Origin of the sequence: Streptomyces sp. Tu 2975, assembly GCF_009832925.1 — a bacterium.
GTDB lineage: Bacteria > Actinomycetota > Actinomycetes > Streptomycetales > Streptomycetaceae > Streptomyces.
The window spans coordinates 2,833,569-2,855,374 of record NZ_CP047140.1 but is presented as its reverse complement, the minus strand read 5'-3'; the positions used below and the strand labels follow the sequence as shown (position 1 = coordinate 2,855,374).

The window sequence follows — 21,806 nt, the reverse complement described above, 5'->3', positions numbered from 1 at the left end:
TGTCGCCCACAGGATTTCGCCGATCGCTCAGAGCGAACAGCGTCCGGGGAACAATCACGGGCTCATATCCATTGAGTCGGTACAGCTCAACTTGACTGCCTAAGGGGAGATCATGGCTGCCGATATCAAGGCGAACTCACCGGTCACACTGCCCGTCCTGCCGCTCGACGACGAGGTCGTGCTGCCCGGCATGGTCGTGCCGCTCGACCTGTCCGACACCGAGGTGCGGGCAGCGGTCGAGGCCGCCCAGGCTGCCGCCCGGCCCTCCGGCAACAAGCCGAAGGTGCTGCTCGTTCCCCGGGTCGACGGCACCTACGCCGCGACGGGTGTGCTCGGCACCGTCGAGCAGGTCGGCCGGCTCTCCGACGGCGACCCCGGTGCGCTGATCCGCGGCGTCCGCCGCGTCCGCATCGGCGCCGGCACGACCGGACCCGGCGCGGCGCTGTGGGTCGAGGGGACCGTGGTCGAGGAGACCGTGCCCGACCCTTCCCCCGGGCCCCAGGGGGCCAGGGGAGGCCCCATGCCCGGCGCGGTGGCCGAACTGGTCAAGGAGTACAAGGCGCTCGCCACCGACTGGCTGAAGAAGCGCGGCGCCTGGCAGGTCGTCGACCGCGTGCAGCAGATCGACGGCATCTCGCAACTCGCGGACAACGCCGGCTACTCACCCTTCCTGACCACGGCCCAGAAGATCGAGCTGCTGGAGACCAGCGACCCGGTCGCCCGGCTGAAGCTCGCCACCGAGCAGCTGCGCGAGCACCTCGCCGAGCAGGACGTGGCCGAGTCCATCGCCAAGGACGTCCAGGAAGGCGTCGACAAGCAGCAGCGCGAGTTCCTGCTGCGCCGTCAGCTCGACGCCGTACGCAAGGAACTGCGCGAGCTCAACGGCCAGGACGGCGAGGACGAGTCCGACGACTACCGGGCCCGCGTGGAGGCGGCCGATCTGCCGGAGAAGGTCAGGGAAGCCGCGCTCAAGGAGGTCGAGAAGCTCGAACGTGCCTCCGACCAGAGCCCCGAGGGCAGCTGGATCCGCACCTGGCTCGACACCGTCCTCGAACTGCCGTGGAACGAGCGTACGGAGGACTCGTACGACATCCAGGGCGCCAAGGCCGTCCTGGATGCCGAGCACGCGGGCCTGCAGGACGTGAAGGAGCGGATCACCGAGTACCTGGCGGTGCGCAAGCGGCGCGCCGAGCGGGGGCTGGGCGTGGTCGGCGGGCGGCGCGGGGGCGCGGTGCTCGCGCTCGTCGGCCCGCCAGGTGTCGGAAAGACCAGCCTCGGCGAATCCGTGGCGCACGCCATGGGACGCAAGTTCGTCCGCGTCGCGCTCGGCGGCGTACGGGACGAGGCCGAGATCCGCGGCCACCGGCGTACGTACGTCGGCGCGCTGCCCGGCCGGATCGTGCGTGCGATCAAGGAGGCCGGCTCGATGAACCCGGTCGTCCTGCTCGACGAGATCGACAAGGTCGGCTCCGACTTCCGCGGCGACCCCGCGGCGGCCCTGCTCGAGGTCCTCGACCCCGCGCAGAACCACACCTTCCGCGACCACTACCTCGAGGTCGAGCTCGACCTCAGCGACGTGGTCTTCCTCGCCACCGCCAATGTGCTGGAGGCCATCCCGGAGGCGCTGATCGACCGTATGGAGCTGGTGCGCCTGGACGGCTACACGGAGGACGAGAAGGTCGTCATCGCCCGTGACCACCTCGTGCCGCGCCAGCTGGAGCGGGCCGGACTCGAGGCCGGCGAGGTGACGCTCGACGACTCCGCGCTGCGCAAGCTGGCAGGCGAGTACACCCGGGAGGCCGGTGTGCGGAACCTGGAGCGGTCCGTCGCGCGGCTGCTGCGGAAGGTCGCCGCGCAGCACGAGCTGGGGGACCGGGACCTGCCCTTCACCGTCACGCACGAGGAGCTGCGCGGGCTCATCGGCCGGCCCCACCACGTGCCCGAGTCCGCCCAGGACCCGGCCGAGCGCCGTACCGCGGTGCCCGGCGTGGCCACCGGGCTCGCCGTGACCGGCGCGGGCGGGGACGTGCTGTTCGTGGAGGCGTCGCTCGCCGACCCGGAGACCGGCGCGGCCGGACTGACCCTGACCGGGCAGCTCGGTGACGTGATGAAGGAGTCCGCGCAGATCGCACTGAGCTTCCTGCGCTCGCACGGCGCCGAACTGGAGCTGCCGGTCGCCGACCTGAAGGACCGGGGCGTGCACATCCACTTCCCGGCGGGCTCGGTGCCCAAGGACGGGCCGAGCGCGGGCATCACCATGAGCACGGCGCTCGCGTCGCTGCTCTCCGGACGCCAGGTGCGTACGGACGTGGCGATGACCGGCGAGGTCTCGCTCACCGGCCGGGTGCTGCCCATCGGCGGCGTGAAGCAGAAGCTGCTCGCCGCACACCGGGCGGGCATCACCACGGTCGTGATCCCCAAGCGGAACGAGCCCGACCTGGACGACGTCCCGGCGGAGATCCTCGAGAAGCTCGAGATCCACCCGGTGACCGACGTCCGGCAGGTGCTGGAGATCGCGCTGTCCTCGGCGGACGTGCCGGTGACCGCGGCGGCCTGACCCGTGCGGCACCGAGGGGCCGGTGGTGGTGATCCACCGCCGGGCCCCTCGGCCGTCCGTATCGGCCGCCGCACCGGGGCTCTGCGCAGGTCCCGCACAATGGACGGATGAAGACCCTGCGTGCCGACTGCGAGAACTGCTTCGGCCTGTGCTGCGTGGCGCTGCCCTTCGCCGCCTCGGCCGACTTCGCCGTGAGCAAGGACGCCGGCAAGCCCTGCACCAATCTGCGCACCGACTTCGGCTGCGGCATCCACACACGTCTCAGGGACAGCGGCTACTCCGGCTGCACCGTCTACGACTGCTTCGGCGCGGGGCAGCAGGTCTCGCAGGTCACCTACGGCGGGACGAGCTGGCGTGAGGCCCCGGACACGGCCCGGCAGATGTTCGAGGTCTTCCCCGTCGTCCGGCAGCTGCACGAACTGCTCTGGTACGTGACCCAGGCGCTGACGCTGGACCCCGCCCGTGAGCTCCACGGGAAGCTGCGCCGGCGGCGGGAGCACATCGAGGAGCTCACCCGGCTCGCTCCCGGCGCACTGCTGAAGCTGGACGTCGGCGCCGAACGCGAGCAGGTCAACGTCCTGCTGCTGCGCGTCAGCGAACTCGTGCGAGCGGGGACCGGGCGGAAGAAGAAGGACCGCAGGGGAGCGGACCTGATGGGCGCCCGCCTGAGGAACGCCGATCTGCGGGGTGCGAGTCTGCGCGGCGCGTATCTGATCGCGGCCGACCTGACGGGTGCCGATCTGCGGCTCGCCGACCTCATCGGCGCCGACCTGAGGGACGCCGATCTGTCCGGCGCGGATCTGACCGGCTGCATCTTCCTCACCCAGCCGCAGCTCAACGCGGCCAGGGGCGACGCTGCCACGCGGCTGCCCGAGGGGTCCACCCGCCCCGCGCACTGGTCGTGACGACCGGCGCGGCGGGACGGGCGCTGTGAGCGACGTCAGCCGTTGGCGAGCGCCTGGACGCGGTCGTACGCGCCGTTGAACTTGTTGTGGTCGCCGACGATCGGCCCGGACGAGGTGTACTGCCACATCGTGTAGAAGGGCCAGCCGGCCGGGAGGGTGCCCGGCGTGGTGTTGTAGCGGGCGATCCAGAGCGGGTTTGTGGCCCCGAAGCCGGCGTAGTTGCCGGTGCACTGCGTCCACCAGCTGGTCGCCGTGTAGATGACCGCGTCACGGCCGGTGCGTGCCTTGTAGCGGTTCAGGAAGTCGCGGATCCAGGTGACCATCCCGGCCTGCGACTTGCCGTAGCAGGCGGCGCCGTACGGGTTCCATTCGATGTCGAGGACGCCCGGCAGGGTCCTGCCGTCGCGGGACCAGCCGCCGCCGTTGTCGACGAAGTAGTCCGCCTGGGCGGTGCCCGTCGTGGTGTTCGGGGTGGCGAAGTGGTACGAGCCCCGGATCATGCCGATGTTGTACGAGCCGTTGTACTGCTGCGCGAAGTACGTGTTCTTGTAGTACGTGCCTTCGGTGGCTTTCACGTAGGCCCACTTGACGCCGCTGGTCCACAGGGCCGACCAGTTGACGTTCCCCTGGTGGCTGGAGACGTCGACGCCTTCCGTCTGGACGGCACGGTTGTCGCGCGGGGGGCCGCCCTGGCCGTCGTGGGCGACGACGCCCATGCCCATGTGGGCGGAGCCGCGCTCCGGCCTGGGGTCGGCCGTGGCGCTGCCGGGGAGCGTGAGGAGGAGGGAGAGGACAGCGAGGAGAGTCCCGGCCGCGGCGAGGCGCCGACGACCGGTCGTTCCGGATCTGTGCACGGGCATGGCGTGCCTCCGAAGGCCTCGGTGGGGGGAGCTGACGACGTGTCGACATGTCGTGGCGGAGTGAATGGTGTGGACATGCCATGAAGGACGCTACGCACGTAGACCCACCGTAGGAAGGGGGACTCGGCGCCGCCGTTGGTCTACGCCTGCGAAATACTGGCGGAGCTGCGGCAATACCGGCCGCCGTAAGAAACTTTCACGACCCGGAAAGCGCGCGAGGGGTGCTGACGTGCACGAAGGCGGTACGACGGATGGAGCGGGCCCGGACGGCCGGAGTGGTGTGGACCAGGAATTCCTTGCGCTCGAGCGGGAGTTGGCTGTCTTTCTGCGCCGCGCCAGGGCGTCCTCCGGTGAAATGGCCCGTGAGGTCCACCCCGAGCTCGAGCCCGCCGCCTACGGGCTCCTCGTACGGCTGGACGAGGCCGGTGCCCAGCGGGCCACCGAACTGGCCGGCTACTTCGGCGTCGGCAAGGCGACCATGAGCCGGCAACTGCGGGCCCTCGAGGAACTGGGCCTGGTGACCCGCGAACCGGACCCCGCGGACGGCCGCGCCTCGCTCGTACGGCTCACGGAAGAAGGAACGGCCCGGTTCCGCCATGTGCGCGACGCCCGCCGAGACCGGTACCGCAACAAGCTGGCCGGGTGGGACCGTCACGAGGTCGCGGAGCTGGCTCGGTTGCTGCACCAGCTCAACGCCCGCGCGGAGAGCTGACGGGGCGGAGCGGGAGAGCCCCGCGCGGTCACAGTTCCGCGTAGACCGCGGAGGCGTCGTCGTGGAGCTTCCAACGGCGCACGCCCGTACGGGCCTCCGCCTCCGCCTCCAGTTCCCGCACCCGGTCGATCAGGCCCTGAGTGCCCTCCTCGCGCAGCAGCGCCACGCACTTCGCCCAGTCACCCGCACCGAACATGTCCACCCAGCGTGAGGCGCCGTCGGTGAGCGCCACGACGGCGCTCACCCGCTCGCGCGGAACGCTGCCCGCCACCGCGCGCAGGGCCACCGCCGGGTCCGCCGCGGCCGTGAAGAAGCCGCCCTCCGCGTTCCGCAGCGCGTCCGCGGAGACATGGGTCCGCAGTGCCTCGCGCGGCAGGCGGTCCAGCCGGTCGTCCAGCACCGCGGACACCGCCCCGTCGGGTGACAGGAGCAGCAGCGTCGAGTCGGAGAGCACCAGGTACTCGACGTCCTCCAGCGGCCCGCCCCAACGCGCCAGCACCACCGTCGCTTGAGGGGTGCGTACGTGAGAAAGGTCACAGGTGCCGCGATGGGCGTCCGCGGTGCGCCGGATTGCCTCGGCGAGCACCTCCCGAAGTGTCAGGTCACGCCGCGAACCGGACAGTTCGACCAGAGAGCCGCCGAGGCGGGCGGTGAACCACGGCACACCGTGCTCGCACCCCGCATCCCCGCTCGGCGGCGTCACGCCGTCGAGCGCCACGACGGTTCCACCCTGGCCCGAGGCGGGCAGGGCGACGGACACCCAGTCCTCGTTGGGGCGTTCGGGAGAGCCGGGGGAGGTGGCGAGTTCGATGCGCATGAACCCAGTCTGCATGAGACCTTCACAAGGTCCTCGCGGACCGGCGTTCGACCCGTACCAGCAGGTCAGAGGGTGTGCTTCGCCCCGAATGGGCGACTGTGCGAAGGTGCGGGCGCACATAGTGCCAAAGGGGGGCCGGAAGGTCCAACCCACGGGCCCCGCGCGGCCCGGCGGGCCGCGCGGGAAAGTTGTTCGCCAACTCACGAGTGTTGTTCACTCGTTCGGGTGGCGGAGCGGCCGATGCGCGCCTCCCTCCCAAACGCACTGGAATGGTCGGAAGCCGTACCAGGGGTGGGGCTTACGCGCGTGACCGGTCGTCATCTCTGCTTCATGGGTGGACGAGTCAAGCAAGATTGCGAGCACCGGTGCAGAAGAAGCGGCCTCGGGGCAACGGCGGCAGGCCCACTGGAACCCCGTCCACGGGAGCACCGGGCGACCCCCAGGCCCCGGCCCCTCCCCAGCAGATCCCGGCGCCTCGTGGCCAGGACACAGCCGCGCAGGACACAGCCGAACAGGCCTCGACCGCGCAGGTGCCGGCAGGCCGCTCCCGGCGGGTACGCAACCGGCTGGTCGCCGGTGTCGCCGTCGCCGGCCTCGTCGTCGTCGCCGCGGGCACTCCCGGCATCCTCGCCTCCTCCGGCGACCTGACCGAGTCCCAGCGGCTGGTCACCCTGGCCGCGCTCGACCGGCAGGCCGTCACCCTCGCCCACTCGCTCGCCGACGAGCGCGACGAGCTCACCGCGTACATCGCGGCCGGCGGGGAGGAGCAGGAGGGCGACAAGAAGGACCGCCGCAAGGTCTCCGACAGCCTCGGCAACCGCGTCGACCGGCAGCTCGACGAGATGCGCGACGCCCTGGCCACCGACCGTGCGGAACTCCGGCGCTCGCTCGCGTCCGTGCCCTCGGTCCGCCGTACCGCGCTGTCCGGCGAGGGCACCGCGATGGAGACCCACCAGGCCTACACCGCCGTCATCTCGGCGCTGCACGCCTTGGCCGGCGAGCTCGCCGACCGGACGCCACCCCGCGCCGCCGACGCCACCAGGGCTCCCGCCCAACTCGGCCTCGCCGTCGAGCAGGCCTCCGCCGCCCGCGGACTGCTGCTCGCCGCGCTCGCCGTACCCCAGCCCGACCCGGTCCTCTCCTACGACCCCGTCACCGGGCTCCCCGTGGAGAGCGCCGGCGAGGACACCGGCGCCGACGCCCGCACCCGCAACGCCCTCACCGCCGCCGCGCAGCAGGCACGGGTACGTGAGCTGGCCGCACTCGCCGACTTCGACCAGGCCGCCGGACCGGCCGCCCGGGACAAGTTCGCCGCCACCGTCACCGGGCCCGAGGTCAAGACGGCAGAGACCTACCTGTCCCGCCTGACCGACCAGCCCAGGCTCTCCGACGCGGAACGCGGCACCGACCCCGCAGAGCTGGAGGCCGCGCTCACGGCCCGCATCGAGCAGATGCGCGGCGCGGAGTCCTCCCTCGCCACCGAACGGACCGAACGGTTCGAGCAGCTGCGCGACGACGACCTCACCGCGCTCGAGATCCGTATCGCCCTCCTCGGCGGACTGGTCGTCGTCACCGTCGGCGTGCTCGCCGCGATGTCCCGCACGCTCACCCGCCCGCTCGCCGTCCTGCGGATCGGTGCCGCCAGGCTCGCCGACGCCCCGGTCCCGCAGACGGAGGAGCCGGTCCGCTTCACCGGCCGCAACGACGAGTTCGCCCAGGTGGTGCGGTCCCTCAACACCCTCCACGGCAAGCTCGGCGATCTCGGGACCCGAGCCGCGCAGCTCGACGCCGACCGGGGGGAACTCCTCGGCTCGCGCGCCGCGCTCGAGGCCGAGCTCGCCGAGGCCCGCACCGAACTGCGGCAGCGCACCGAGGAGACCGCGCGCGAACTGGACCGGCTGCGCCACACCGTCCACCACACCTTCGTGAACCTCTCGCTGCGCACCCTCGGACTCGTGGAGCGCCAGCTCGGCGTCATCGAGAAGCTGGAGGAACGCGAGCAGGACCCCGAGCGCCTCGCAACGCTCTTCAAGCTCGACCACATGGCCACCGTCATGCGCAGGCACAGCGAGAACCTGCTGGTCCTCGCCGGCACCGACCACGGACACGGCCATGTCGGCCCCGTCCCGCTCGTCGACGTGCTGCGCGCCGCGGTCAGCGAGATCGAGCGCTACGAGCGGGTGGTCATCCAGTCCCTCCCGCCGCACGCCCAGGTCGCCGGCTTCGCCGCCGACGACCTCAGCCACCTGGTCGCCGAGCTCCTCGAGAACGCCACCTTGTTCTCGCCGCCGGACGCGCAGGTCGAGCTCTCGGGCTGGCTGCTGGAGAGCGGCGAGGTGATGCTCTCCGTCCAGGACGCGGGCATCGGTATGACCGCGGGCCGCATCGCCGAGGTCAACGCCCGGCTCGAAAACCCCGAGTCGTACGAGACCGAGCCCCCGGCCGGCCGTGAGGGAGAGGGCCTCGGACTGCGCGTGGCCGCGCTGCTCGCGGCACGCCACGGGGTGCGGATCCAGCTCCGTGAGCACAAGCAGGGCGGGATCACCGCCGTCGTCGTGGTGCCGCAGGCGCTGCTGCCGACGGGACCGCCCGCGACGGCGGGGCGTCAGGTACCGGTGCCGGGGGCCGCGCCGGCACTGAACCTTCCCGGCTCGGTGGCAGAGGCCAACTCGAACGCCCTGCCCAAGAGCCCGCGGCGGCAGGACACGGACCCGGCGGACGCCGACGGCGCCGGCCAGGACGCGCACGGCCCCGAGGATGCCCCGTCCGGCGGAGCGGAACCTGCCGAAGGCCCCGGCGCGCCCGGCCACGAGGGGAACGCGGCCGTCCCGGCAGGAGCGACCGAACCGGCCGTCCCGGCAGAAGAGGCCGCACCTGCTGCCCAAGCCGCCCAAGCCGCCCAAGCCGTATCGGCCGCACCGGCCGAACGTGCCTTCCAGGCCGAAGCGACCGAAGCCACCGAAGCGACCGAGCCCGCGGCACCGGCCGGACAGAGCGCACCGGCCGACGCCTCGGCGCCGGACACCGATCTCCTCGCCGCGTTCGACAGCGCCGACGTGCTCGACGACGGTCCGGCCGGCGCCGGTGACGAACTCGCGCAGGGCCACCTGGGCAGCCACGACGGCGACGACCTCGCGCACGGCCACACGTACGGCCAGGACCCCGACCCGCAGGCCGAGCAGCGGCTCGAGCCCGACCCGTTCGTCGAGGCCGCGGAGCGGGCGATCCTCGCCGCCGCTGCCGCGGAGCCGGAGACGCACGAGCGGACGGCCGACGGCGACCCGGTGACCACCGGCGTCGACCAGGAGACGTTCACGATGCGGCTGCCGAGGCAGCCGGAGGAACCGGGGGAGCCCCAGCAGGGGCCGGAGCGGGACCAGGCGGTGGAGCCCGCGGGAAGCACGCCCGAGGCTCCCGCCGCCTGGGACCGGGTCACGGACAAGGGCCTGCCCAAGCGCACGCCGAAGTCCGTCCAGCCCGCGGCCGCCCCTTCCGGACGCACCGGAAGCGTCGACGCGGAGGCCCTGCGCCGCCGGCTCGGCGGCTTCCACCAGGGAGCCAAGGACGGCCGCCGTGACGCGGAGGCCGAGCTCGCGGAGACCACAGCACGGACGGAACCGGCAGACCCGGCGCACCGGACGGACCCGGACCGGAAGGGCCGGGGGGAGACCGAAGCGGAGACGGGGGACACAGTCGAGGAGGCACGCAGTTGACTGCGACCGGCACGTTCGGCCTGAGCAGCGAGGCCCGCAACCTTCAATGGTTGCTGGGCAATCTGGTGGAGGAGGTGCCAGGGGTACGCTCGGTCGCCGTCGTCTCGTCCGACGGACTGCTGCTGCTCTCCTCCGACGCGGAGCTGAACGCGGCCCCGGCCGCCGTAGCCCCGCGCGAGGGCCCGAAGGGCTCCAGCGCGGACCTCGCCACGATCGTTTCCGGCATCGGCAGCCTCACCGCCGGGGCCGCCGGCCTGATGGACGGCGGAGGCGTCAAGCAGACGATGGTCGCCATGGAGGAGGGCAGCCTCTTCGTCATGTCGATCAGCGACGGCTCCCTGCTGGGGGTGCACGCCACCCCCGACTGCGACATGAGCGTTGTCGCCTACCACATGGCGCTGTTCGTCGGCCGCGCCGGACACGTACTCACCCCCGAAGTCCGCAGCGAACTGCGCAAATCGATGGAGAGTGGTCTGTGATGACCGGCCCCCGACTTCCCGTGCGCGGTGACGGCAAACGCCCCGCCCGGGTCCGCCCGTACTCCCTGACCGGCGGCCGTACCCGCTTCGGGCACGTGCTGCTCGTCGAGACGTTCGTCGCCGCGCTGGAGGCGCCGCCCGAGCGCCGGGAACTGCCCGGCGGTTCCCTCGCGTCCCGGGTGATGCCCGAGCTGCGGGCGATCGTCGAACTGTGCCGCCGTATGCGTACCGTCGCCGAGATATCGGCGCTGCTCAAGATGCCGCTCGGTGTCGTCCGGGTGCTGCTCAGCGACCTGGCGGACCAAGGAAAGATCCGTGTGTACGGGACCGGTCACGGCACCGGCCAGCCCGACCGCGCACTGCTGGAAAGGGTGCTGAGTGGACTCCGCCGCCTCTGACACGCTCGCACGGCCCGACGCCGCGCCCCTCGACACGTCTCCCGGTGCGGCGCCCGAGGCCCGTACCGAAGAGGCGGTGCAGGCCTGGCAGCTGGACACCACCCGTGCGCCCACCGCGACGAAGATCGTCGTCGCCGGCGGTTTCGGCGTCGGCAAGACGACGTTCGTCGGCTCCGTCTCGGAGATCACGCCGCTCCAGACGGAGGCGCTGATGACCCGGGCGAGCGAGGAGACCGACGACCTCACCGCCACGCCCGACAAGGTCACCACGACGGTGGCCATGGACTTCGGCCGGATCACGCTCGACGACGACCTGGTGCTGTACGTCTTCGGCACGCCCGGCCAGCAGCGCTTCTGGTTCATGTGGGACGACCTGGTGCGCGGGGCGATCGGCGCGATCGTGCTCGCCGACACCCGGCGGCTTCCCGACTGCTTCCCGGCCCTCGACTACTTCGAAAGCTGCGGGCTGCCGTACATCGTCGCCGTCAACCACTTCGAGGGAACGACCGCGTACGAGGCGGAGGACGTACGGGAGGCCCTGACGGTGCCGCCGCACGTACCCGTTGTGATCATGGACGCCCGTAACCGGATCACGGTGATCGAGTCGCTGCTGGCGCTGGTCGCCCACGCCCTCGACGCCACCCCCGAATAGCCTCCCGAACCGCGACGCAGAACCACGGAGAACCCGCCATGCGGAAGATACTCATAGTCGGTGCCGGTCAGTCCGGCCTCCAGCTCGCCCTCGGCCTCCAGTCCAAGGGCTACGAGGTCACCCTGATGTCGAACCGCACGGCGGACGAGATCCGGTCCGGCCGGGTCATGTCCACGCAGTGCATGTTCCACACCGCCCTCGAGCACGAGCGCGACCTCGGCATCAACTTCTGGGAGTCCCAGGCCCCGAAGATCGAGGGCCTCGGCGTCTCGGTCGCCGCGCCCGACGCGAGCCGCGCGGTCGACTGGGTCGGCAAGCTCGACGGCTACGCGCAGTCGGTGGACCAGCGCGTGAAGATGGCCGGCTGGATGGAGACGTTCGCCCAGCGCGGCGGTCAGGTCGTCATCCACGGCGCCGCCGTCTCCGACCTCGACTACTTCTCCCGCACCTACGACCTGGTACTGGTGTCGGCCGGCAAGGGCGAACTGGTCTCCATGTTCGGCCGTGACGCCTCCCGCTCCCCGTACTCGGAGCCGCAGCGCGCGCTCGCCGTGGCGTACGTCCACGGTCTCGGTCCGCGCCCTGAGCACCCCGACTACGACGCTGTCCGCTGCAACCTGGTCCCCGGTGTCGGTGAGCTGTTCGTCATGCCGACGTTCACCACCTCCGGGCGGGCCGACATCCTCTTCTGGGAGGGCGTCCCCGGCGGACCGCTGGACGTCTTCCAGGGCGTCAAGGACCCTTCGGAGCACCTTGCCCTGACGCTCGAACTCATGGAGAAGTTCACGCCCTGGGAGTACGCGCGGGCCACCAAGGTCGAGCTGACCGACGCGGGCGGCACGCTCGCCGGCCGGTACGCCCCGACCGTCCGCAACCCCATCGGCCGGCTGCCCGGCGGCGGGCTCGTGCTCGGCGTCGCGGACGTCGTCGTGGCGAACGACCCGATCACCGGCCAGGGTTCCAACTCCGCGTCCAAGTGCGCCGCCTCCTACCTCGCGTCGATCACCGAGCACGGTGACCGGCCGTTCGACGAGCAGTGGATGCAGGGCACCTTCGACCGCTACTGGGACACGGCGCAGCACGTCACCAAGTGGACGAACGCGATGCTGGGCGTCCCGCCGGAGCACGTGCTCAACCTGATCGGCGCGGGCGGCGTGCTCCAGCCGGTCGCCGACCGCTTCGCCAACGGCTTCAACAATCCTGCGGACTTCGAGAACTTCTTCTACGAGCCGGAGAAGGCCCAGGCCTACCTGGCGTCGGTGTCCGGAGCCTGACCGCTGTCCGCCGCCTCGCTCCCGTCCTGGCCGCCGACCGATGCCCCGCCCGAGCCGTCGTCCTCGCCCGCGCTGTCGGCCGTCGCGCGGGACGGCAGCCGGGGCGGGGCCGGCGGCGTGCCGGGCGTGGTGGCGAGGACCGTGAGCTGCTCGGCGGAGAGCGAGGCTAGCAGCCCTTCGGCGGACCTCAGCCGGGCCGCGGCCCGGTCACGGGCCTGCTTCTTCCGGGCGGCCAGCACCACTTCCCGTTCCAGGGCCTTGCGCGCGGCGGCAGCCAGCTCCTCGGACCGCCGCTCGCCGGCCTTCAGCCGGGCCATGGCGGCCAGGCGGCCGGAGGCCGCGCGTTCGATCAGATGCTTCTGGTCCAGGGCGCGCTGCGGGTCGCGGGCGAGCAGCAGTTCCAGGTACGACGAGAGTTCGGACGCGCCCTGGTACTGCTCACGGGCGATCCGGCCGGCCTGCGCACGGCTCAGCACGAGGGCGCCGCGTGCCTTGGTGAGTGCCTTGTTCAGCCGCGCCGTCTCGGCGCGCTGGGTGCGCAGCGCGCCCTCGGTGCGTCGGTAGGTCTCACCCGCCGCCTCCGCCTGCCGGTACAGCTCCCGCAGCCGGGTCAGCACGCCGCTCACGTCGGGCGCGGCGGTCAGCTCGCCGAGGGAGAGCGGTGGGCTGCCGGGCGCGGCCGGCGGAGCCTCGCCGGCAAACCCTTCCATGACGGCGTCCCCGAGCCCGCCGAGGACCGTGTCGACCGCTCCCCGCGGATCGGAGCCCGGCCCCTCGGCCGACGCGGGCACCGATGTCGCCAGCGCGGCGACGACGAGCGCGCCCACGCCGACGGTCCGCAGTGCACGATTGACTGACACCCGATCACCTCCGGCCGTACGGGCGGCTCTTCCACCCGTGCCGAGGCTGCGCCACGCTCCGGCCACCGGCCACCGGAACTCCCCGCGCCGGCGCAACCCGGTCACCCGGCCGGGCATGATCCCTACCCTCCCGGCGCGCCTGCTTGCCCCCGAACGCCCCACCGGTCGGGTCCGGGCTAGGCCCTGCCCGTTCACCGCCTCCTGGCGGGCGTGCACCCCACGGCCGGGTTCGGGGCGTCGTCGCGTCGCAACCCCGCCGGAGGAGGGGGGAACGTCCCAGGGCCGCCAGGGCGCAGGAGACGTGCTACGCGCCGCCCCCCGGCTTCGACCAGGGCCACCTGATCTCGCGCCGCTCCACGCCCCCGGGCGCGTACTCGTACTTCCAGCCACGCTGGATCCCGAGGCGCTTCGTGTAGCCGGAGGGGATCCGGCGGTACGCGTACACGGTGGGCGGTGAGCCGTCGTCGTTCGGTACGGGCACCTTGTACCACTTCGGGGGGTGGCCGGTGGGGCCGACCAGGACGGGGAGCACGCGCCCGTCCAGGGGGCCGCCCTCGAAGGGGGTGTTCTGGCTTCTCACCCCACCAGTCTCACAGCAGGTGGGCGGCGCCGCCCACGACGGGTCCCAGCCTGCGCACCAGCGTGCCGACCGGTCCGGCCGCGGTCTCCTGCGCGAGCAGGTCCGCGACCACGCCGGCCGTCTCCTCGTCGGTCGACGCCGTCACCGTCAGCAGCGCGACCAGATGGTCGACGAGCCATTCGCGCAGCTCGGCCGCCGGTGGTTGCTTGTCCTCGTCCAGCCAGATCAGCGAGGCGGCCTCGACCGCCGCGATCCAGGTCCGGACCATCATGTGGAGCCGCGGCCCCGGGCCGTCCACGCCGAGGTGGACGAGGATCTGCTCGGCGGCCGCCCGCCGGACCTCGTCGACGATCGCGGTCGTACGGGAGGTCTCGGCGACGCTGCCGCCCCGCAGCAGCGCGCTGAACCCGGCGTCGTGCTCGTCCACGAAGGCCAGATAGCGGTCCAGCACCCGGGTCAGGCGCTCGGTCGGCGGACCCGCCTTCGGTTCGGCGAAGCACAGCTCCAGCCGGTCGGCCGCCGAGCGCAGGGCCGCTTCGTAGAGCTGCTGCTTGCCGCCGGGGAAGTACCGGTAGACGAGCGGCCTCGAGACCCCGGCCGCCTCCGCCACGTCGTCGAGCGAGATCTCCTCCGGCGGCCGGTGCGCGAAGAGGGTGAGCGCCGCGGCGAGCAGTTGCGTGCGGCGCTCCTCGACACTGAGCCGTCGGTAGGCGCGGGTCGCGGGAGCGGGACTGGTCATGCTCCGCAGCGTAACCGCAGCATGTGCGGCGGCCTTCATACGATCACGCGAGAAGGCCGGAACTCTTCCACAGCCTGCGGCCGGCCCCGCGCAGCACGCCGATGTCGTCCAGGAAGTCGGTCAGCCGGCGTGCGCCGGTCTGCATGACCTCGCGCCGGTGCCCGCTGGCCTTCACCTGGGCGACGGCCTCGCGGCGGTCGAGGCCGACGTTCTCGTACACCTGCGGATTGATGAAGCAGACGCTGAAGACGCGGGCCGCCTCACCACAGCTGAGCCGGGTGAACTCCTGCTCCCAGCGTGGCGCGGTCACCATCTGGCGGCGCAGCTCCTCGCGGGCGTACCGCACATGGCGGGCCTCCTCGACGACGTGGATGCGGGTGACCCCGCGCACCAGCGTCTGGACCCGCTCGTCGGGGAAGGTCAGGCGCTGCATCCAGTCCAGGATCTCCTCGCCGAGGAGGGTGGCGGCGAACGAGCCCGGCGTGGTCGAGACCGTCTTCAGCACGCGGGCCAGGTTGTGGTACACGCGCGGCACCGGGTACGCGGGCGCCCCGCCCTTCTGGATCATGCGGGCGAACATCATCGAGTGCCGGCACTCGTCCGCGATCTCGGTGAGGGCGTAGCGGACGTGGTTGCTGGTCACCGATTTGTCGTAGATGTGGCGCACCAGCAGCTGCATCAGGATGATCTCGAACCAGATCCCGAGCGAGGCCAGCGAGGCGGCCTCGTGCCTGGCCAGGTCCATCCGCTGTTCCTCGGACATCTTCCGCCACAGCGGGGTGTCGTAGAGGGAGACCAGCTCGGGGGGCCAGAACCACTTGCCCTCCTCGGCAGGCGCCTCCCAGTCGAGCTCCTTGTCGGGGTCGAAGGAGTGCTTGGCGGAGGACTCGAGCAGGCGCGCGGCGACCTGTTCGCGGTCCCGGAGCGGGCCGAGTGCGTCGCGGAGCAGCTGCACGTCGCGGTCGGTCACTGTCGTCATGGCTGAGGGCACCTCGCGAGTCGGATTACCGGCGTCGGTGTTATGAGACTCCCCGTCAGTAGGCTCGTCAATCCCTTGTGCACGACTTGTTGACTGAGCGTCTACCAGCGTGTGAGCCTGCCAACTGTCCTTGCGTACCCAGGAGTACGAGGCGAAGGAGCCGGCAGTGTCGACCCACGACCGCTACACGCACGCACCGGACAACTCTCTCTGGCAGGTCCCCGCCTCGGGGGCCGCCCGCTTCAGCTGGGAGTACGAGGACGGCCGCGACCGTCTCCTCGCCCTCTACCAGAAGGGCAAGGACAAGCAGTGGGACGGCGCCAGGCGCATCGACTGGGACCTCGAGGTCGACCCGTACGACCCGCTGGGCACACCCGACGAGGCGCTGACCCTTTACGGCACCCGGCACTGGGCGAAGATGACCGAACGGGACAAGGGCGAGCTGCGCAAGCACTACACGTCCTGGCAGTTCAGCCAGTTCCTCCACGGTGAGCAGGGCGCGATGATATGCGCGGCCAGGATCGTCGAATCGGTCCCTGACCTCGACGCCAAGTTCTACTCCGCCACACAGACCATGGACGAGGCCCGGCACGCCGAGATCTACGGCCGCTTCCTCCACGAGAAGATCGGCATGCTCTACCCGATCAACGACAACCTGCAGTCCCTGCTGGGCGACACCCTGCGCGACTCCCGCTGGGACATGCCCTACCTCGGCATGCAGGTCCTCATCGAAGGCCTCGCCCTCGCCGCCTTCGGCATGATCCGCGACACCACGACCGAGCCGCTTCCGAAGCAGATCCTCGCGTACATCATGCAGGACGAGGCACGCCATGTGGCGTTCGGCAGGATGGCGCTGCGCGACTACTACAAGCAGTTGAGCGACGCGGAACTGCGCGAACGCGAGGAGTTCGTGATCGAGGGCTGCTACCTGATGCGCGACCGGCTGCGCGGCATCGAGGTCCTGGAGAACTTCGGCGTCTCGAAGAAGGAGGCCGAGGAGTACTCGGAGCAGTCGGAGTTCCTCCACCTCTTCCGCAAGCTGCTCTTCAGCCGCATCGTGCCGTGCGTCAAGGACATCGGACTGTGGGGCGAGCGGCTGCAGAAGGCGTATCTCGACATGGGGGTCTTCGAGATGGGCGACGCCAGCCTCGACCTGCTGATGTCCCAGGACGAGAAGATCGCGGAAGAGCTCGACCGGGAGCGGTTCGCGGCCGAGGAGCAGGAGCGGGTGGCGGAGGTGGCGGACGCCATCGCGGAGGGCGCGGACGCACCGTAGTCAGGTGCACGCCGTCCTGGCGGGCCCGGCAGGACGGCGGCCGTGAGCGCCACCGGGAGACCGGCCGCGCGGACCGCTCGACGCGGTCCGAGACGCTCGCCCCGGAGGACATGCTCGGCGAGCGCCGGGGGGCGACCGGCGCCGCCGGTCACGCCTCCGCCGGTCACACCTGGGGCGCCGGGTACGACTTCCGGAGGGTGAAGGCCCGCTGCGTCGGGCCGTGTTCACGGATGTGCAGCAGACGCTCCTCCGCCTCGCGGACCGTGGGCCGGTGACCGGCGGGGACCCACCACATGGTCGCCATCACCTCCTGCATCCGCTCGAAGAACTCGTAGCGCCGGGCCAGCAGCTCCCGGTGCGTGCCCTGGTACATGAAGGCGGTCAGGGCGTCGGTGTCCCGCCACACCGACATGTTCACCATCAGCCACTCGTCGCCGAAGACCCGCAGATCGGTCGCGTCACCGGCCTCCGTCTGGAGCCGCCAGACGAAGCCGTCGGCGGCGTCCGCGACCGCGTTGACGGGGACGAGGTTGTCCACGAAGTCCTTCAACTGTGTTGAGTCCAGCGGGTGTTTGAGGCGGCCTATGTTCACCTGGGCGAGCTCGTAGGAGGTCATGGCCGCACAGTAATCAGGCCCTTCTCCGCCGCCACCGCCATTTCGACCAGTGAGACGTCGGCCCCACGGGCCGCCACCAGCTGGAGCCCCACCGGGCAGCCGTCGCTGGTGAAGCCGGCCGGAATGCTGGCCGCCGGGTGGCCGCTCAGGTTGAACGCCCAGGTCAGCGACGTCGAGTACACCTCCGCCCCGGGGCCGTCGTGACCGTGCGGCCGGTTCGGGGTGGCGGGGGTCAGCAGGACGGCCGCGTCGGTGAACAGGGCTTCCAGGCGGCGGTCGTTCTCGGCCCGCACCGCCGCTCCCCGCGCCGGCCGACCGCCCCGTACCGCCGTCCACGCGTCACACGGGTCCAGCAGGACCGGGCGGGCGTCCGCGATCCGTACGACACCGGCCGACTCCAGCCGTTCCGCAGCCGCCAGCGCGACCGCCGCCACCTCTGGTTCCGTGTCCGCGAAGCCCAGGTCGGACGACCATTCCGCCGGCAGCGGAAGGACCGGGGCCACCGGCTCACAGGTGTCCAGCACGCAGCGCAGATATGCCCGGGCGTCCGCTGCCGTCGGAGTCAGGACACCCGCGGAGGCGAGTCCCGTGCGGTCGGGCGAGGGCAGCAACCCGTTCGTCGTCTTCAACCCGAACACGGAGCACCAGGCCGCCGGGATCCGTACGGATCCCGCACCGTCGCTGCCGGTCGCCAGGCCCACCATGCCGGCCGCGACCGCGGCGGCCGACCCCGCGGAGGATCCGCCCGGACTGCGGTCCGGCCGCCAGGGGTTCCGGGTCGGGCCGTGCGCGCCGAGGCCCCAGGTCTGCCAAGGGGTGCCGGGGCCGGGCACCGATGTCGAGCCGACGGACACTCCGCCCGCCGCGGTGAGCCGCCGCGCCGCGTAGGACCGGATGCCCGAGGGGCCCTTCACCGCGAACGGCATACCGGCCAGGGGGAGTCCGGTGTCCGTCGATCGTTCACGGGCGAGCGCCTCCTCGGCCCACACCTCGACGAAGGCGCTCACCTCCGGGTCGAGCCGCCCGATGGCGTCCAGCGACGCTGCGATGTTCATGAGTCCCACAGTGCCGCCCTCATCACGGCCCGCGCGACGGGGGCGGCGCTGCCACCGCCGCTGATGTCCTCCCGTACCGCGGACGCGTCCTCGACGACCACGGCCAGCGCGACCGCCGGCCGGGGCGCGTCGTATGCCTGTGCCCAACCGATGAACCAGGCGTACGGGAGCCCGGAGTTGTCGATGCCGTGCTGCGCGGTGCCCGTCTTGCCACCGACGGTGGCGCCCGCGATCGACGCGTTGCCGCCCGTGCCCTCCTCGACGGCCCGCACCATCAGCTCACGCAGCCGCTGCGCCGTGACCGGGGTCATCGCCTGCCGGTAGGCGCGGGGGCCGTTCTGGGCGAGCAGGTCACCGTTCGCCCTGGTCACCCGCTCCACGAGGTAGGGACTGCGGACGTCGCCGCCGCTCGCGACGGCCGCCGCGACCATCGCCATCTGCAGCGGTGTCGCGGTCGTGTTGAACTGCCCGATCGAGGACAGCGCCAGCTGGTCGGGGGACATGTCCGTGTCGAAGTTGGAGGCCGTCACGCCCGAGGGGATCCCCAGCCCGGGGTCGTTGAAGCCGAAACCGCGCGCCGTGGCGACCATGTTCCGCAGGCCGACCCGTGCCCCGAGGTTCGCCATCACGGTGTTGCACGACCACTGGATCGCGTAGGCCAGCGAGGCGTCCTCGCATCCCTTCGTCGCGTTCGGCAACGGGGTGCGGGTGCCGGGCAGCAGAAACGGCTCCGGTGTGTGCGTCGGCGCGTCCACGTCGTCGACGACGCCGCTCTCCAGGGCCGCGGCGGCGGTCACGATCTTGAAGGCGGAGCCGGGGGGATAGGTCTGGCGGATCGCGCGGTTCAGCATCGGCTGCGCGTCCGCGCCGTTCAGCCGGGCCCAGGCCCGGGAGACCTCCGGCCCGTTGCCGGAGAGCAGTTGCGGATCGTACGACGGGCTGCTGACCAGGGCCAGGATCTTCCCCGTCGAGGGCTCGATCGCCGCGACGGCGCCCCGCCTGCCGGCGAGACCCCGGTACGCGGCCTGCTGCACGGCCGCCTTGACGGTGGTGGCGACGTCCCCGGCGGACGGCCTGCTGCGGCTCAGGTCGCCCCAGAGGGGGAACGGTGCCAGCAGCGGATCGCTGCCGCTGAGGACGGGGTCCTGCGCGTGTTCGACGAACGAGGTGTCGTAGGTCTGCGACGAGTACCCGGTCACCGGCGCGTACAGCGGCCCGTCGCGGTACGTGCGCTCGTACCGGAGCTGCTCGCCGGTGTCCTCGGACCCGGTGACCGGCTTCCCGTCGACCAGGATGTCACCGCGGGGCTCCGCGTAGCGGGCGATCGCCGCCCGTCGGTTGGCCGGGTTGTTCTCGAGGGCCGACGCCTCCAGCACCTGCACGCGGGCGGCGTTGGCCAGCAGCGCGAGCAGGAGCAGCAGGCTGAACACGGCGGCGTGCCGAATGCATCTGGTCACGGCCGCACCGCCGTCACCGGGGCGTGGACGCCCACTTCCACGGGCACGGGCGGAGGCATACGGGCCGAGTGGCTGAGCCGGATCAGCAGCGCCACGATGACCCAGTTGGTGACCACGGAGGAGCCGCCCTGAGCGAGGAACGGCATCGCCATGCCGGTCAGCGGGATCAGGCCCGTCACGCCGCCCGCGATGACGAACACCTGGAGCGCGACGATGGAGGAGAGGCCGACCGCGAGGAGCCGGCCGAACGGGTCGCGCAGGGCGAGCCCTGCGGTCAGTCCCCGGGCGACCAGCAGCCCGTACAGCAGGAAGACCGCGCTGAGGCCGACCAGCCCCAGTTCCTCGCCGGCGGTGGCGAGGATGAAGTCCGACTTGGTCGCGAAGCCGATCAGCACGGAGTGGCCGAGTCCCAGACCGGTGCCCAGCATCCCGCCCGCGGCGAAGGCGAAGAGGGACTGGGCCAGTTGGCCGGGGCCCTCCCCGGACTCGATGCCGGCGTACGGGTCGAGCCAGTCCTCGACCCGGCTGTGGACGTGCGGTTCGAGCGAGCCGACGGCGTACGCGCCCGCCGACGCCAGCAGCAGGCCCACCGCGATCCAGCCGATCCGGCCGGTCGCCACGTAGAGCATGACGACGAAGAGCCCGAAGAAGAGCAGCGAGGTCCCGAGGTCCCGTTCGAGGACGAGGACGCCGACGCTGACCAGCCACACCGCGACGATCGGTCCGAGGACCCGGCCGGTGGGGAGCTGGAGCCGGCGGATCAGCCGGCTGGCGTGGGTGAGGGCGCCCCGGTTGGCGGCGAGGTATGCGGCGAAGAAGACGGCGAGCAGCACCTTCGCGAACTCGCCCGGCTGGAAGGACAGCTGCCCCATCCGGATCCAGATCCTGGCCCCGTTGACCGCCGGAAAGAAGATCGGGGCGCAGAGCAGTGCGAGTGCGGCCGTGACGCTGATGTACGCGTACCGCTGGAGGATCCGGTGGTCGCGCAGGACGATGACCGCCACGATGAACAGCGCGACCCCGGAGGTGGACCAGACGAGCTGGGCGGGGGCCGCCCGGTCGAGCGGGGTCTCCAGGTCCAGCCGGTAGATCAGCACCAGGCCGAGGCCGTTGAGCAGGACCGCGATCGGCAGCAGCAGGGGGTCGGCGTACGGCGCCCGCAGGCGTACGGCCAGATGTGCGAGGAGTGCCAGGACGCCGAGGCCCGCTCCGTAGCCGGCGGCGTCCGGCGGCACGGCGCCGTTCCTGGCGAGACCGACGGCGACGTAGCCGTGGACGCAGATGACGACGGCGCCGACGAGGAGCGACAGTTCGACGCCCCGCCGCTTGGGCGGACGGGGCGCGGGAGACGGCTCGGGCGCCGAAGTACCCGCTGTCGTTGCGGTCATGCCACGCAACGTAGCAAGCGGCGGGTTCTTTTGTCCCTTTATGTCATAGTGCGCCGACGTCGAACAGATGGGCCGTCACACAGCGTCGGCCGGCGGCGGAGACGCTCTCCGTCCGCCGCCCCGCGCTGCCGCCGGCTCAGCGCTGGTAGGGGTGCTGCCCTGCTGGGCCTGCCCGTTCGGCTGACCGCCCTGGACGCCCTGGCTGCCCGCGGACTGCGCCTGGAGCTGCTGCGCCTGCTCGGAGGAGATCTGCTGCTCGGCCCCGCAGAAGGTGCACTGGGTGGCGTACTTGGTGGAGAAGGGGAACAGCGGCACGAAGAACAGCGTGAACTTCGTGACGCGCTTCCTGAGCGTGTGCGCGGAAGGGTTGCCGCAGTGGCCACACACCAGCGTCAGTATCGCCAGCTGGTAGATGTAACCCTTGGTACCGAAGATGATCATGTTGTCGGGTCCTCCCCGTTCATGGTCCGCCGTCACGCTCCGCTCGAC

20 protein-coding genes are annotated in these 21,806 nt (G+C 71.8%); 9 read left to right on the top strand and 11 right to left on the bottom strand.

Features of this window, described 5'->3' with window-relative positions; all coding sequences use genetic code 11:
* The first annotated feature begins 112 nt into the window (after window positions 1-112).
* Window positions 113-2,557 (top strand): endopeptidase La, encoded by a 2,445-nt coding sequence (gene lon / locus GLX30_RS12310; RefSeq protein WP_159687326.1) that lies wholly within the window; start codon window positions 113-115, stop codon window positions 2,555-2,557.
* 107 nt (window positions 2,558-2,664) lie between these two features.
* Window positions 2,665-3,462, top strand: coding sequence for a pentapeptide repeat-containing protein (locus GLX30_RS12305; protein ID WP_159687323.1), 798 nt, complete (start codon window positions 2,665-2,667; stop codon window positions 3,460-3,462).
* Window positions 3,463-3,497: 35 nt separating this feature from the next.
* Here GLX30_RS12305 and GLX30_RS12300 read toward each other — a convergent pair whose 3' ends face one another.
* Window positions 3,498-4,322 (bottom strand): lysozyme, encoded by an 825-nt coding sequence (locus tag GLX30_RS12300; protein ID WP_159687320.1) that lies wholly within the window; start codon window positions 4,320-4,322, stop codon window positions 3,498-3,500.
* Between the two features lie 229 nt (window positions 4,323-4,551).
* On the opposite strand from GLX30_RS12300, the gene GLX30_RS12295 reads away from it, so the two are divergent.
* Window positions 4,552-5,034, top strand: a complete 483-nt coding sequence (locus tag GLX30_RS12295; RefSeq protein WP_159687317.1) for a MarR family transcriptional regulator — start codon at window positions 4,552-4,554, stop codon at window positions 5,032-5,034.
* Between the two features lie 28 nt (window positions 5,035-5,062).
* Here the strand turns inward: GLX30_RS12295 and GLX30_RS12290 are convergent, their stop codons facing one another.
* On the bottom strand, window positions 5,063-5,851 hold the full coding sequence (locus GLX30_RS12290; protein ID WP_159687315.1) for a hypothetical protein: 789 nt from the start codon (window positions 5,849-5,851) through the stop codon (window positions 5,063-5,065).
* A gap of 530 nt (window positions 5,852-6,381) precedes the next feature.
* Here GLX30_RS12290 and GLX30_RS12285 point away from each other — a divergent pair.
* From GLX30_RS12285 to GLX30_RS12265, 5 genes are all read left to right on the top strand, one after another.
* Complete coding sequence (locus GLX30_RS12285; protein ID WP_244258125.1) at window positions 6,382-9,564, top strand: nitrate- and nitrite sensing domain-containing protein; 3,183 nt, start codon at window positions 6,382-6,384, stop codon at window positions 9,562-9,564.
* Window positions 9,561-10,043: a roadblock/LC7 domain-containing protein gene (locus GLX30_RS12280; RefSeq protein WP_159687310.1), complete on the top strand. Its 483-nt coding sequence runs from the start codon at window positions 9,561-9,563 to the stop codon at window positions 10,041-10,043. Before GLX30_RS12285 ends, GLX30_RS12280 begins: the two co-directional genes overlap by 4 nt.
* Window positions 10,043-10,441, top strand: coding sequence for a DUF742 domain-containing protein (locus GLX30_RS12275; RefSeq protein ID WP_159687307.1), 399 nt, complete (start codon window positions 10,043-10,045; stop codon window positions 10,439-10,441). Before GLX30_RS12280 ends, GLX30_RS12275 begins: the two co-directional genes overlap by 1 nt.
* Before the next feature lie 76 nt (window positions 10,442-10,517).
* A complete protein-coding gene (locus tag GLX30_RS12270; protein ID WP_244258439.1) occupies window positions 10,518-11,093 on the top strand; it encodes an ATP/GTP-binding protein in 576 nt (191 codons plus the stop codon).
* 38 nt (window positions 11,094-11,131) lie between these two features.
* Window positions 11,132-12,367, top strand: coding sequence for a styrene monooxygenase/indole monooxygenase family protein (locus GLX30_RS12265; RefSeq protein ID WP_159687302.1), 1,236 nt, complete (start codon window positions 11,132-11,134; stop codon window positions 12,365-12,367).
* On the opposite strand, the gene GLX30_RS12260 is transcribed toward GLX30_RS12265, so the two are convergent.
* The 4 genes from GLX30_RS12260 to GLX30_RS12245 form a co-directional block, all read right to left on the bottom strand.
* Window positions 12,340-13,227: a hypothetical protein gene (locus GLX30_RS12260; protein ID WP_159687298.1), complete on the bottom strand. Its 888-nt coding sequence runs from the start codon at window positions 13,225-13,227 to the stop codon at window positions 12,340-12,342. The two genes, GLX30_RS12265 and GLX30_RS12260, sit on opposite strands and share 28 nt — an antisense overlap.
* Before the next feature lie 304 nt (window positions 13,228-13,531).
* Complete coding sequence (locus GLX30_RS12255; RefSeq protein WP_159687295.1) at window positions 13,532-13,807, bottom strand: hypothetical protein; 276 nt, start codon at window positions 13,805-13,807, stop codon at window positions 13,532-13,534.
* Window positions 13,808-13,817: 10 nt separating this feature from the next.
* A complete protein-coding gene (locus tag GLX30_RS12250) occupies window positions 13,818-14,546 on the bottom strand; it encodes a TetR/AcrR family transcriptional regulator (RefSeq protein ID WP_159687291.1) in 729 nt (242 codons plus the stop codon).
* 43 nt (window positions 14,547-14,589) lie between these two features.
* On the bottom strand, window positions 14,590-15,525 hold the full coding sequence (locus GLX30_RS12245; RefSeq protein ID WP_159687286.1) for a diiron oxygenase: 936 nt from the start codon (window positions 15,523-15,525) through the stop codon (window positions 14,590-14,592).
* A gap of 166 nt (window positions 15,526-15,691) precedes the next feature.
* On the opposite strand from GLX30_RS12245, the gene GLX30_RS12240 reads away from it, so the two are divergent.
* Window positions 15,692-16,801, top strand: a complete 1,110-nt coding sequence (locus GLX30_RS12240; RefSeq protein ID WP_159687282.1) for a ferritin-like domain-containing protein — start codon at window positions 15,692-15,694, stop codon at window positions 16,799-16,801.
* A 163-nt stretch (window positions 16,802-16,964) separates the two neighbouring features.
* Here GLX30_RS12240 and GLX30_RS12235 read toward each other — a convergent pair whose 3' ends face one another.
* The 5 genes from GLX30_RS12235 to GLX30_RS35195 all read right to left on the bottom strand — a co-directional run bounded on the left by GLX30_RS12235 (window position 16,965) and on the right by GLX30_RS35195 (window position 21,758).
* A complete protein-coding gene (locus tag GLX30_RS12235) occupies window positions 16,965-17,417 on the bottom strand; it encodes a DUF3291 domain-containing protein (RefSeq protein ID WP_159687278.1) in 453 nt (150 codons plus the stop codon).
* On the bottom strand, window positions 17,414-18,472 hold the full coding sequence (locus GLX30_RS12230; RefSeq protein WP_159687275.1) for an amidase: 1,059 nt from the start codon (window positions 18,470-18,472) through the stop codon (window positions 17,414-17,416). Before GLX30_RS12230 ends, GLX30_RS12235 begins: the two co-directional genes overlap by 4 nt.
* Window positions 18,469-19,929 (bottom strand): penicillin-binding transpeptidase domain-containing protein, encoded by a 1,461-nt coding sequence (locus GLX30_RS12225; protein WP_159687272.1) that lies wholly within the window; start codon window positions 19,927-19,929, stop codon window positions 18,469-18,471. The genes GLX30_RS12230 and GLX30_RS12225 overlap by 4 nt, the downstream gene beginning before the upstream one ends.
* Window positions 19,926-21,317, bottom strand: coding sequence for an FtsW/RodA/SpoVE family cell cycle protein (locus GLX30_RS12220; protein WP_159687268.1), 1,392 nt, complete (start codon window positions 21,315-21,317; stop codon window positions 19,926-19,928). Before GLX30_RS12220 ends, GLX30_RS12225 begins: the two co-directional genes overlap by 4 nt.
* 75 nt (window positions 21,318-21,392) lie before the next feature.
* Window positions 21,393-21,758 carry a zinc-ribbon domain-containing protein gene (locus tag GLX30_RS35195; protein WP_244258124.1) on the bottom strand — a complete coding sequence of 122 codons (366 nt, stop codon included), beginning with the start codon at window positions 21,756-21,758 and terminating at the stop codon, window positions 21,393-21,395.
* Between the last annotated feature and the right edge of the window lie 48 nt (window positions 21,759-21,806).

Coding starts and splice junctions, on each gene's coding strand:
- lon (WP_159687326.1), top strand. CDS start 113: ATGGCTGCCGATATCAAGGCGAACTCACCGGTCACACTGCCCGTCCTG.
- GLX30_RS12305 (WP_159687323.1), top strand. CDS start 2,665: ATGAAGACCCTGCGTGCCGACTGCGAGAACTGCTTCGGCCTGTGCTGC.
- GLX30_RS12300 (WP_159687320.1), bottom strand. CDS start 4,322: ATGCCCGTGCACAGATCCGGAACGACCGGTCGTCGGCGCCTCGCCGCG.
- GLX30_RS12290 (WP_159687315.1), bottom strand. CDS start 5,851: ATGCGCATCGAACTCGCCACCTCCCCCGGCTCTCCCGAACGCCCCAAC.
- GLX30_RS12275 (WP_159687307.1), top strand. CDS start 10,043: ATGACCGGCCCCCGACTTCCCGTGCGCGGTGACGGCAAACGCCCCGCC.
- GLX30_RS12265 (WP_159687302.1), top strand. CDS start 11,132: ATGCGGAAGATACTCATAGTCGGTGCCGGTCAGTCCGGCCTCCAGCTC.
- GLX30_RS12250 (WP_159687291.1), bottom strand. CDS start 14,546: ATGACCAGTCCCGCTCCCGCGACCCGCGCCTACCGACGGCTCAGTGTC.
- GLX30_RS12245 (WP_159687286.1), bottom strand. CDS start 15,525: ATGACGACAGTGACCGACCGCGACGTGCAGCTGCTCCGCGACGCACTC.
- GLX30_RS12235 (WP_159687278.1), bottom strand. CDS start 17,417: ATGACCTCCTACGAGCTCGCCCAGGTGAACATAGGCCGCCTCAAACAC.
- GLX30_RS12230 (WP_159687275.1), bottom strand. CDS start 18,472: ATGAACATCGCAGCGTCGCTGGACGCCATCGGGCGGCTCGACCCGGAG.
- GLX30_RS12220 (WP_159687268.1), bottom strand. CDS start 21,317: ATGACCGCAACGACAGCGGGTACTTCGGCGCCCGAGCCGTCTCCCGCG.
- GLX30_RS35195 (WP_244258124.1), bottom strand. CDS start 21,758: ATGATCATCTTCGGTACCAAGGGTTACATCTACCAGCTGGCGATACTG.